The sequence below is a fragment of the Candidatus Cloacimonadota bacterium genome, from assembly GCA_011372345.1.
Classification (GTDB): Bacteria; Cloacimonadota; Cloacimonadia; order Cloacimonadales; family TCS61; genus DRTC01.
On sequence record DRTC01000157.1, the window covers coordinates 1 to 12,283 of the forward strand.

General features: G+C 35.9%; 10 protein-coding genes. 9 read left to right on the forward strand and 1 reads right to left on the reverse strand.

Annotation, left to right across the window (positions count from 1 at the left end):
- Positions 1 to 486 precede the first annotated feature (486 nt).
- The 9 genes from efp to nadD all read left to right on the forward strand — a co-directional run bounded on the left by efp (position 487) and on the right by nadD (position 11,267).
- A complete protein-coding gene (gene efp / locus ENL20_02970) occupies positions 487 to 1,047 on the forward strand; it encodes an elongation factor P (GenBank protein ID HHE37518.1) in 561 nt (186 codons plus the stop codon).
- A gap of 25 nt (positions 1,048 to 1,072) precedes the next feature.
- The gene (locus ENL20_02975) at positions 1,073 to 1,279 is read left to right on the forward strand and encodes a hypothetical protein (protein HHE37519.1); all 207 of its coding nucleotides are present in this window, start codon (positions 1,073 to 1,075) and stop codon (positions 1,277 to 1,279) included.
- 217 nt (positions 1,280 to 1,496) lie between these two features.
- Positions 1,497 to 2,393 carry a PorV/PorQ family protein gene (locus tag ENL20_02980; protein ID HHE37520.1) on the forward strand — a complete coding sequence of 299 codons (897 nt, stop codon included), beginning with the start codon at positions 1,497 to 1,499 and terminating at the stop codon, positions 2,391 to 2,393.
- A gap of 11 nt (positions 2,394 to 2,404) precedes the next feature.
- Entirely contained in the window at positions 2,405 to 6,958 is a 4,554-nt protein-coding gene (locus ENL20_02985; GenBank protein ID HHE37521.1) for a hypothetical protein, read from the forward strand.
- 61 nt (positions 6,959 to 7,019) lie between these two features.
- Positions 7,020 to 7,826 (forward strand): hypothetical protein, encoded by an 807-nt coding sequence (locus tag ENL20_02990; protein HHE37522.1) that lies wholly within the window; start codon positions 7,020 to 7,022, stop codon positions 7,824 to 7,826.
- An 82-nt stretch (positions 7,827 to 7,908) separates the two neighbouring features.
- On the forward strand, positions 7,909 to 8,379 hold the full coding sequence (locus tag ENL20_02995; GenBank protein ID HHE37523.1) for a transcription elongation factor GreA: 471 nt from the start codon (positions 7,909 to 7,911) through the stop codon (positions 8,377 to 8,379).
- Between the two features lie 11 nt (positions 8,380 to 8,390).
- Entirely contained in the window at positions 8,391 to 9,824 is a 1,434-nt protein-coding gene (locus tag ENL20_03000) for an aminopeptidase (GenBank protein HHE37524.1), read from the forward strand.
- Positions 9,825 to 9,828: 4 nt separating this feature from the next.
- Positions 9,829 to 10,566: an outer membrane protein assembly factor BamD gene (gene bamD, locus ENL20_03005; GenBank protein ID HHE37525.1), complete on the forward strand. Its 738-nt coding sequence runs from the start codon at positions 9,829 to 9,831 to the stop codon at positions 10,564 to 10,566.
- 128 nt (positions 10,567 to 10,694) lie between these two features.
- On the forward strand, positions 10,695 to 11,267 hold the full coding sequence (nadD, locus tag ENL20_03010; protein ID HHE37526.1) for a nicotinate (nicotinamide) nucleotide adenylyltransferase: 573 nt from the start codon (positions 10,695 to 10,697) through the stop codon (positions 11,265 to 11,267).
- Between the two features lie 77 nt (positions 11,268 to 11,344).
- Here nadD and ENL20_03015 read toward each other — a convergent pair whose 3' ends face one another.
- Positions 11,345 to 12,124, reverse strand: a complete 780-nt coding sequence (locus tag ENL20_03015; protein ID HHE37527.1) for a class I SAM-dependent methyltransferase — start codon at positions 12,122 to 12,124, stop codon at positions 11,345 to 11,347.
- Between the last annotated feature and the right edge of the window lie 159 nt (positions 12,125 to 12,283).

The following is a 12,283-nucleotide window of genomic DNA, read 5'->3' on the forward strand; positions in this document are numbered from 1 at the left end:
GACCTGGACAGAAACTAAAAATCTGAATTTCTTTGTCAAGAAAAAATAACTATATTTCGGAATTTTTGTAAATATCTCAGAAAAAAATCCGGTTTTTGAAGAAAAAACATTTTATCCTTATCGAAATGACCAATATTTGTAATTACCTGAATTATTAGATTATTAGAATCAAAATTTTATTGATTTCTTTTCGTAAAATTCCTTATAAATTCTTATCCGGTCAATTCAATTTATTTAAATATTTTTTTCCCCCAAGCTCAGATATTTTAATAAAAATGCCCTTTATGAGAACACTTTTTTAAGAGTTTAAGGTTGATTTAAAAAATTTTTTCAAAATAATTCTCATAATGTCCTGCTGATCTTCTTAACTATGTTTATATTTAACCATTTTTTACTTGCCATTTTAGAAGTGATTTTATTTTTAGCCTTCGATTAAAAAATCCGCTGTTTTGCGGTTTCTTTTGTCGCTGGAACGAAGGGGGATTAATGGCAACCACTTCTGATATCAGAAATGGGATGATCATCGAATTCAAAAACGATCTATATGAAATCGTTGAATTCCTGCATGTTAAACCGGGAAAAGGTTCAGCTTTTGTCAGAACAAAGATGAAAAGCATTAAAACCGGTCAGGTAATCGAAAATACATTCAGAACAAGTGAGAAATTGACGGAAGTCAGAGTTGAAAAACATAAAAAAGAATACCTTTATTTTGATGGAAGTTTTTATGTTTTTATGGACAGCAATACTTATGAACAAATTCAGGTTCCTGTCGATCTTATCGGTGATCTGAACAAATACCTGATCGAAAACATGGTCGTTGGAATGAAGTTTGATCCTGAAGGTAGAATTTTAGGAATAGAACTTCCGATCACGGTTGTTCAGGAAATAGTTGAATGTGAACCGAATATCAGAGGGAACACTGCCTCTGCCAGCGGCAAGAAAGCAACCACAAATACAGGTTTAAACCTTACTGTTCCGTTTTTCATTGAAATCGGAAATAAAATTAAGATCGATACTCGCAGCGGAGAATACATAGAAAGAGCATGAATATTATAAATATCAGGGAGGAAAGATGGCAAAAGTAAGATCATTCTCAGCAAAGCTTGCTCATGAGATCAGCACCGTGGGAAAAGTTATATGTCCAAAATGCAATACTGAAATAAAAAAAATAAAGCTGATAAGAAGCAAAAAGTCAAAAGCAAATACCTGGTCACCTAAATATGAATTCGTCGATATCTGTAAATGTAATGAAAAAGATATTATGGCTGGTAAAGTATAATCTTGATGTCGCTTATAATCTGGGAAAATTTTAAAACATCAAAAAAAGAATGTTCTAATATTTTTTATGGTATGAAAATATAAGGAGGTTTGAGCAATTTTGACATAGCAGCTAATATAATTTGAAAAAGACAATTATTTTGTTGGTCCATCTGTATTGGTTGCATTTTTATAATTATCAAAACCTGAATCTTTAAACTTCATATCCTGGAGGAAAAATGAAAAAAATTATAATAGCCTATGTCGTTATAAGCCTGACCACATTTTTGATTGCAGAAGCAAGTGGTGAATACGGCTTCCAAATGCTTAAAATCCTTTCCAGTGCCAATGCGGCTGCTAAAGCAGGTAACGATCCTTTTTCTTCTTCCGATGCCTTTAGTTTCCTGCAAAATCCTGCTGCCGGATTAATAAATAGAACACACGCTGTTTCTATAACCCAAAATTATTGGATTTTCGATACTAAGATGAGTTCGGTTGCTTATCTGAATTCTCATGGGAAAACATCTTTCGGAATTGCCTTCAGACAGCTTGATTATGGGAAATTCCCTGACATAGATGAACAAGGTGATCTTATCGGTGAATTTCATCCTCTTGATCTGAATATGATCACAAATTTTGCTTTCAGAATAAATCCGAATCATTATGCCGGATTGAATTTACACGGTCTATATGAAAAAATCAAAACTGCTTCCAGCTTTGCTATCTCCTGCGATCTTGGTTATACTTATTTAACTCCCATAAAAGATTTGAAGCTTGCCGCAGCCATCAAACATCTTGGCTCCTCTACCAAAATGGATGAAGACAATATTGATCTACCAACAACTTTTGAAATCGGATTAACTAAATCCCTGGAAACAGATTTTATTGAAATTTCGTCAGAGATCAAAGGTCTTAAACATCAAGACAGAAGTGAACTAAACGCTGTTGTTAGTTTAAGTTTTCTTCTATATGAAAAATTCAGACTTTCGGGTGGATATAAATTCAACTATGATTCGGAAGCTCTATCAACGGGACTTGGTTTTATCTATAAAAATCTTTTAATAGATTATGCTTTTATTCCATTTAAATATGAAATCAATGATGTTCACATGTTCAGTATAAGTTATCTATTTTGAGGTAATGAACAATGGAAAAAATAAAATTCACTCTCATAATGCTCGTTATTCCGTTATTTTTAAGCTGTCTGGATCGCGTTCCCAAACAGATGATCATCAAAACATCTTCTCCCAAAGAAATATCGAGAAACGGATTGGGACTCTCTGAATTTGACAGTTTTCTTTCTGAGAAGCAGGTCAGGAATATCAAACCTGTTTTAAATAAATCAGAAAATAATTTTTATGTTGCCACCTTTGATGAGGAACTGGATTGGAACGAGACGAAAAATCTGCAATTTGAAGGTGTGGAATATATTCAGCCAAACTATATTAATAATTTCTTTGTTATTCCCAATGATCCGGAATTCGGAAATCAGCAATATGAGATCGTGAACATTCCGGAAGCATGGGATTATACAACCGGAAATAAGGAGATCGTTGTCGGTCTGATAGATTCGGGGATGATGCTCGATCATCCTGATTTACAGTATAATATCAGAATTAATCAAGGAGAATTCGCAGATTGGATGTTTGATGTCATTGACTATGATGGTGATGGTTATCTGAGTTTGGTGGAATTAGTCGAATATATGGTTTATAATAATCTCGATATAAACAATGACGATGTTGTAAATTATCGGGATATTACACACCATAATTCTCCTTTTGCTGATGAAATAGATAATGATGAGAATGGTTATATCGACGATTTTATGGGTTGGGACTTTGCAGATGCTCCCGAACTTGCCGACGATGCTCTTGGTGATTTTACTGATCACGATAATGATCCAACCGATGAAAATAATCATGGTACACATGTTGGTGGAATAATTGCTGCTCAATCTAACAACAATGAAGGAATAGCTGGAATTTGCTGGAATACCAAACTCCTGGTAGTAAGAGCAGGTTTTAGAACTGTTGACGGACAAGGATACCTGCAAGACGATGACGCTGCTGCCGGTATAATTTATGCCGCAGATATGGGTGCGGATGTGATCAATCTCAGCTGGGGAGATGTTAATTTCTCACAAATAATTGCAGATGCCTGTTTTTATGCTTACGAGAAAGGAACAGTCGTGGTTGTTGCTGCAGGTAATACCGGAGCTCCAGGTATTATGTATCCCGCTAAATTAGCAAATACGATCGCTGTCGGTTCAGTTGACAATTCTAATCCTCCCGAAATAACTACTTTTTCCAGCTATGGTCCGCATCTCGATCTGGTTGCTCCCGGATTATTTATCACGAGTACTTATGATTCAGAAGATCCCTTATATAAGGAACTTTCGGGAACTTCTGTTTCCTGTCCTTTTGTTGTTGGGAGTATTGCTTTATTACTATCTGTCGAACCTGATCTGAATTTCGAACAAATTCGAGCGAGATTAAGCAGTTCAGCTTTAGATCTCGGAGATGAAGGTTTTGATAATCTTTACGGAAACGGTTTATTGGATACTCACTATCTTATCACTAACACAGCTATTCCATTTATTGAAATAACCTCACCTCACGAACTTGAAGGATTAAGCAGCGATTTTGATATAGTCGGATCAGTAACTACACCAAATTTCTGGAGATATTCTGTTATGTTTACGGCAGAAGATAGTCCAAACCCTAATACTGATTGGATGAATGTGGAAGATCCAAATTTTCAGGATCATAATCCTATCTGGTATTACACAGAGATCGAAGACGATGTGCTGGCGACTTTTCATCTTACCGAACTTATGCCTGACAACACTTACCAGATCAAAGTCGAAGTCGTTTCTTATGATATGCGGCATTACGATTTTCGCCAGACAGTTCATATTGATCAGTCAGCTCCCGTTTTTGTCGATTCCTTAGCTGCTACAGCTAAAAGGTATGAGGGAGAATTACAGAAATATTATGTGCAGGCGGTTTTTGATGAGCCTGTTAATTTATCGCTATCCTGTTCCAATCAGAACGAAACTTATGTAACTTCCAGCACTTATATGGATCCTATCCATCTTCTGGCTTTGCCGGATGAAATGCCGGAAGGAATTTATTCTATTGATTATAATGCAACCAATATTTGCGGATTGGAAGCATCCGATACATTCCCATACTTGATCGAAATAGACCACAGTTCAATCGATGTTAACCGTTTTGAACAGATCACGCTTGGACCTGAACTGGTTTGTATCAGGAAAGTTTATGATATTAACGGTAATGGTAGAAATGAATTTGTCGGAATGGAAAGACATGAAAACTATAATACCTGTAAAGTTTATGAAATAATGAATGATACTCTGGTCGTGCAGCAAACATTCATTGACGAATTCTGGCCTCACGACCTCGGCTATACGAACACGGAAAACAAGATCAATGTTCTCGGTGTGATCGGAGAAGTCGCTTTTGTCTATGAAGCACCGGAACCTTTCTCCTATCCCAATACAACTTTTTTGTATCAAGACACTTTATGGACAGACGACAAAGTTTATGGCGGACAATTTATAAATTATGACAAATATGATGAATTTAATGATAATAAAGATGAAGTAGTATTGATCAAGAATAAAAAAGTAGGGAATGCTACGAGAAGAGTTATATCTTTGAATAGAAGGTTTGGAAATACATTCGAAGATGCTCAGGGTGAACCGGAATATATTCTTCTTAACAATACTCCAACTACAGTTAAAAATGAATTTGTGAATAGAGCAGCTTCCGGAAATTTAGATAATGATGTTTATGCAGATATTCTGACTGCAGATACGGATGGTGATATTCTGATCTTTGAAATAAACGAAAGTAATGCTTATCACTACAATGAAAATGTAAATAATTTCCTGACTTTCGATCCGGTCTGGTATGACAGATTACCTGTTTCCAATGCTTATTATCTTGCAGTTGGGGATTTTCTTGGTCACGGGAACGGCCAAAAAGATTTCTGTGTTGGCGGGATAACCCAAGATCCGATCGATCTTTCTAAATCATTCTCGTATTTTAAATTCTACACTCACTCCGGGGAGGACAATCAGTATATTCCGATTGCTGCCTTGAGCTTCGACCAGGTTGAATCCAATAATTCGATCGCTAATGTAGATCTAGATGGTGATGGTGATGAAGAGATTATTTTATCACTTCCGCCGAATGTATATGTGGTCGATTATGTTGATGAAGAAATCGTCCCGATCTGGAAAGGTGAATCTATTAAAACATATCAGAATGCCATCACTGCTTTACCCCAGACAGCTAATGAAAATTCTCATATAATCGTGAATATCGGTGATGGTGTTGATGTTAAGAGCTGCCTTGTAAATCAAAGAAATCCGGAGGAATTAACCGGACCTCCTACTCCTGAAAATTTTTCTGCTCAACCTGTCGATTCAACAGTTGTAACTTTAAGTTGGAATCCTGTCGCAGAAGCTGATTCATTTTTGGTGTACAGGCGGCATCATAATGAAATCCTGCCCATCGGCAGTACAACTGAAAGTAGTCATCTGGATCTATCATTTCCTTTTTTAGATGATTATAAAACAGGTGACTCGCTATATTATCAGATTACTTCCTATAATGAAGATTTTTCTCCCCGTGAAAGCCTGCCGACTCTCTGGAAAAAAGCCATTCCCTTTCCGGTTCCGAGGTTCCAGTCAATCAAGATGAACTCAAACTATGAACTGAAACTTTTCTACGACCTGGCATTAAATAATGATGCCATAAATATCAATCATTTTATGGTGGCTGACAGCTGCTTTTATTCTGATGGTGAGATCGAATTCACTGCTCATATTGATGATAATATTTCCAGACCTACATCAGTTAATTTTATCCAGGAAAAAAAGGGATTGCTTTTAAGGTTCAATAGTCCTTTTGCAACTACCTTGCCTGATCCGGAATTCATACCGGAAAACTTTAATGAATCGAATTACGAAAAATCATATTATTTGAACATCGCTGATTTGCATGGAGCAACAGGTGTCCCTGTTCCTGATGAGACTATTTTAATAAATTACGAAGAAGACACAACTCCTCCTGAAATTATCGGTATTGAGACTTTGGCTGATTTCTACACGGTTAAAGTGCTTTTTTCGGAAATTATTGATACAACTTCTGCTGAGACCTTAACAAATTATTTCTTAATTCCTCCTGTTTTGGATAAAAACAATACGATCGAGTCTGTAACAGTTTCCGGAGATCATGTTTTGATCCAGATGACAACCAAACTTCAATATTCAAATCAGCCCTATTTTTTGAAATTATCCAACATTCTCGATCTTGCCGGAAATGAGATTTCCAATAGTGGAAATGCTTTTCATTTTTCTTTAAGCGATATGAAAAATCTCGACCATCTAATTGTCTTTCCCAATCCGCTAAATCTGCAGGAAAATAGGGAATTCCGAGCGATAAAATTCTGGAATCTTCCACTCGAACAATCAGGAAAACTCTACATCTATAATTTTGCCGGAGACCTGGTTTATGCAAAAGATATCGGACCCTATCATAATTCTAAAGAAGAAGAAACATGGGATGTGAAAAACCAGTCAGGAAAACAGGTTTCCTCGGGAATTTATTTTTATTTGATCAAAATGGAAAATGATTACAAAAGAGGGAAGATCGTTATCATAAATTAAACTTCGGGTCGCTAGCGTGAAACTCCTTACGGCTCGTGATAATTAACAAAGGAGATTTACCATGATTTCATTAGATTGGAAGGAAAGACTTAAACAGGACACAACTGATTTTTTTCAGAGAAAACTTCCAGCAAAAAATTATGATATCGATATCATTTATAATGCCTTCCCGGAACGCATCGATAACAAAATTCCGCATGCTGTTATAACTTTAGTAGCCAAAACACTTGCTTCTAAAATTGCCCGGACTGCAGATAAATATTTCGATTTCTATGATTCACTTCTGCAAAATAAGGGCGAAAACGGGATTATTATATTTGCCTATATTATGTCCAGAGCAATTAAGAAAAAACCCGATGTGTTCTTGAACTATCTTCAAAATATCCTTTATAAAATCAAAGACCAGAAAGCCTGTAATTTGATTGTTGATAAGGCTATTTATCCTTTCCTGAAAAATAGATCTCTGCAATATCTTGATATGATTTCCAGGTGGATAAAAAAGGACAATAAAATCCTTAATTTGAGCATTCAGAAATTATTAGTAAAATTGATCATCAATGATCCGCAACTGATCGATCCTATTTTTAAAAAACTGGAGACTTCCTGGTTATACGCAACTCAGAACAGGATTAAGTTGAATGTTAATTTCCTGAAAGCTGTATATAAACTTGATGCTGATTATTACATGTCAATATTCGATGATTATAAATCTACCAGGAATCCTGTTTTTGCCGATATTTTATGCGGAAGTATCTGTTGTTACAATAAAAACATCCAGGATATTGTTGACCACTGGGCAAAAAGCGGGAATATTAAACTGAAGAAAATCGGTCTGCACGGACAGAAAGTTTTGAAGAAAATAAAATAATTGAGATTTCATGTGAGAGTCTATCATTGCTTTGATTGATCTTTCTAAATCTCGCATTTAATTTAAATCTTAAAGGAACATAATGGCAGAATACATAACCAAAGAAGGAAGACAGCGTTTGCAGAAACGAATGAACGAACTGATAAAAGAAAGACCGGAGATCATTAAGCAGGTCGTAACTGCTCGGGAAATGGGGGATCTCAGCGAAAATGCCGAGTATCATGCAGCGCGGGAAAAACAGAAAAACCTGGAAAATGAATTTAATCGAATAAAATCGAGAATATCGAAATTGCAGGTTGTCGATCCAGATAAAATCCCTAAAGATGCTGTTCGTTTCGGAGCTTGCGTTACGATCAGAGAATTATCTGACAATAAGAAGAAATCTATTCGTTTAGTTGGAATCGATGAGGTTTATGAGACCACAGATGGTTTTGAAAGAATGTCGGTTGCTTCACCCATCGGAAAAGCAATGATCGGGAAAAAGATCGGGGAAGTTTTTTCTGTTAAAACTCCTCTCGGTAATAGAAAATTTAAGATAATGGAAATAAGTTAAGGAGAAATTTTATGTCAAAAAAAATCGATGATTTAAGAAAAAAATTGTCCTATGAAAGAGCAAATTTCTGGAAAGATTTTCCTAAAAAAGAACAGAAAGTTGCTTTTAAATTTGCAGATAGTTACAAACACTTCCTTAATTCCTGCAAGACAGAAAGAGAAGCAATAAAATTTGTGAAGTCAGAGCTTACCAGAAAAGGTTTTTCCAATATTGATCAAAATGAAAAATCAAAAAAAGTATATCGTCTTTCCAGGAATAAAAATGCTGCGGTTGCCCTGATCGGGAAAAATCCTGTCAGTTCGGGAGTTAATCTGATCGTTTCTCATATCGATGCTCCACGGGTAGATCTTAAACAAAATCCGCTTTCCGAAGACGGGAAAACAAAATTGGGAATTTTGAAAACTCATTATTATGGCGGTATCAAAAAATATCAATGGATGTCAACTCCATTGGCAATTCACGGAGTGATCGTCAAAAAAGACGGTTCAACTATTGATGTTTGTATTGGAGAAGACGAAAAAGAGCCTGTTTTTGTAATGCCGGATCTTCTCCCTCATTTAGCAAGAAAAACTCAATATACAAAAAAAATCGGGGAAGCTGTTGAAGCAGGACATATGAACATTATTTTCAATTCTATTCCCTACCTGGATAAAACCGACAAAAAAATCAAAGATGCTATCAAGTTGAATGCCCTGGTTTTGCTGAATGAAAAATATGGAATTATCGAAGAAGATCTTTTGAGTGCCGAATTGGAAGTCGTGCCGGCAGGTAAAGCCAGAGATGCTGGAATAGATAAGAGTTTTATTCTTGGTTACGGACAGGATGACCGGATTTGTGCCTTTACTTCCATGGAAGCTATTTTTGACCTTGAAAAGGAAAATATGGAAAGTGAAAAAACTGCAGTCGTTTACCTGGCTGACAAAGAAGAAATCGGAAGCGAGAGCAATACCGGAGCAAAATCAATTTTTATTGTCGATTTCATTGCTGATCTGCTGAAACATAATGGAGAAGCATTCGACAGCTCGACTTTAAGAAAAACATTGATCAACAGCCAGATTCTTTCGGCAGATGTAAATGCCGGGATCAACCCCAACTATCCGAATGTTCATGAAGCTGATAATGCGGTACATATTGGTTTTGGTGTAAGCGTAACCAAATTTACCGGTGCTGGGGGAAAAAGTAGTTCTAATGATGCAAATGCTGAATTCAATGCGAAGATCATTAGAATCTTCAATGACGAAAAAGTGAACTGGCAGACCGGAGCACTGGGTAAAGTCGATGAAGGAGGCGGAGGAACAATTGCCAAATTCATGGCTCAACACGGAGCAGAAGTTATCGATTGCGGTCCCGGACTTCTGGGAATGCATTCGCTTTATGAGTTAAGTAGTAAAGCAGACATCTATTCATCTTACAAGGCTTATAAAGCTTTTTTCAAAAAAGGTTAAGATAATGAAAAAGATCGTCTTTCCCCTGATTTTTTTAATCCTTCTTCTCGGTGCCTGCAGTTCCAATAAAGCTTTTGACGCAATGCCTGTTGCCGAGAAAATGAGAATCGGTAATGAACTTTTCGGCAGGAAGAAATATAATAAAGCGATTCCCTATTATACGGCTGTTGCTTTTGAAAAAAATTCTGCTTATACTGCCGAAGCTCAAGCCCGAATTGCTGATTGTTATTTCAATCAGAACAAGTTCATTGATGCGATTTTTGAATATGAGGAATTGATCAGGATCTTCCCTGATTACGAAGACATAAACCTTGCTTATTTCCAGATCGGAGTTTGTCATTTCGAGCGCTCTTTGAGTCCGCATTATTCTCAGGAAGAGACCAATAGTGCAATTGCTTCTTTTGAGCGTTTTATCGAAAAATTTCCCTTTGATCACAAAAAATCGGAAGCAATCGAATATATCAATAAATGTCACTACAAATTACTGGAAAAAAAATATTATAATGGTTATGCATATTATAAAATGTATGATTACAGTGCTGCTTTAATGTATTTTGATGAGATCATCGAACTGGGAAATATCAATGAACTCGACAAGAAATCTCTATATTATGCAGCTCGCATCTACATCGTCAGGAAAGATAAAGACAATGCTTTGAAAATGTCAGAGAAGATTAATGCCAGATATCCGGATTCGAAGGAAGCACATAAAATAAATAAACTGGTGGAAAAGAAGTTTTGATATTCACCGCAAAGACACAAAGGACGCAAAGAAGAATAATAAGTTAATAAAATGTTCTTTTATTTATCTTTTTCCGAAAATGTCTTTTTCCCCGCGACAATCCGCGTAATTCAGCGGTTTTTCCAAAAATGAAGATCGGACTTTTCGGAGGAACTTTCAATCCTGTTCATAATGGACACATTGCTGTTGCCAATGCTGTTTTTGGGCAACTTAAACTCGATAAGATATGGTTTCTGCCAGCCGGTAAACATCCTTTTAAACCCAATACTGAAATATTTTCTTATCAACAAAGATTTGATCTGATCACCGCTGCTATTGATGAGTATCCTGAGTTTGAAGTTCACGACTTCGATTTCCATGAAAGCAAATTAAGCTACACTGATGATTTGATAAAACAACTCCGCAAAAAATTCCCTGAATATGAATTTTACTTCATTATTGGTGCTGATAATGTACATGAACTTCCCCTCTGGCATAATTACAGATGGCTGATTGACAATGTCAGGATCGTGGTTGTGAATAGGCCTGAAATTGATAAATCAAAATGGAGAAACCTGGATTTTTTAAACAAACTCCTCTTTGTGGAAATGAAACCAGTTGACATTTCTTCAACTGAGATCAGAGAAAGAATCAGGAAACAGGAAAGTATAAAAGAAATGGTTCCGAAGATAATTGAAAAAGATATAATGAATATCGAATAAAGAATATGCCCACGAAAAACAGGAAAGGTTATGAATTTCCTCTTTTGCGTTTTTAGTGTATTTTGAGGTTAAGATTTCTATTCCGCAACCACTACGATCCCGGTCCCAATCCTGTTTTTCCAATAAAAATCCAATACCATAAAAATAAAAGATAACGGATAAAATATCAGGTAATAAAAAGGAAGCAATAAAACGAACAATTTGTTTCTGCTGGCTAAAGACAGCGGAAATTTTAAACATAATTTCCAGTAAATCTGCCCGAATTTTCCATAAGAATATTCAAAAGAAACTATCTTAAATCCAACATTTTCCAGTTTTGAAATTATCTCTTCTTTTGAATATCCGGGACGAACATGCTCTTCCGTAAATTTCGCAGATTCATCAAAATTGCTGGGAGATGAAATTATCAGTTTCCCTTTTTTATTTAGAACTTTGTGGAAATTCTGCAAAACCTGTAAATCATCCTCGATATGCTCTAAAATATCGATGGCAATGATCAGATCAAATTTTTTTTCAGGTACATAATCAACTAAATCAGCCTGTTGACAGGAAAAATTCTGCCATCCTTTTTGCTGTGCATAATTGGAAAATGAATCCATGTAATCGGTTTTAAGGTCAACAGCAAGGACATTTGCTTTCTTCCAGTTTTTCAGGATAAAATAGGAATACTGCCCGAAACCTGCTCCTGCATCATAAAAGTGGACAGGAAATCTGATCGGAAAATATTTCCTGATCGCTGCCTTCACATACCATTGGCGCAGCAGGATCATGTCTAATATTCTGTAAAAGATAATCCTCAAATAAGGCAGTTTTTCTATTACTTCCGCAAATCTGTTTTTTAGTTTATCGTATTGCATTTTTTCTATCGTTTAATGGTTGGCAGCTGCCACGCTCTTCCCGCTTTTCTTCTTGCTTGGCTGTGGAGCTGTGTGTTATGCCTATTCTTTAAAACAATAATAATCAATTTAAAACCACATTTTAGTAAATGCGAATTTTCTTTTACGGGAGTATAAGAA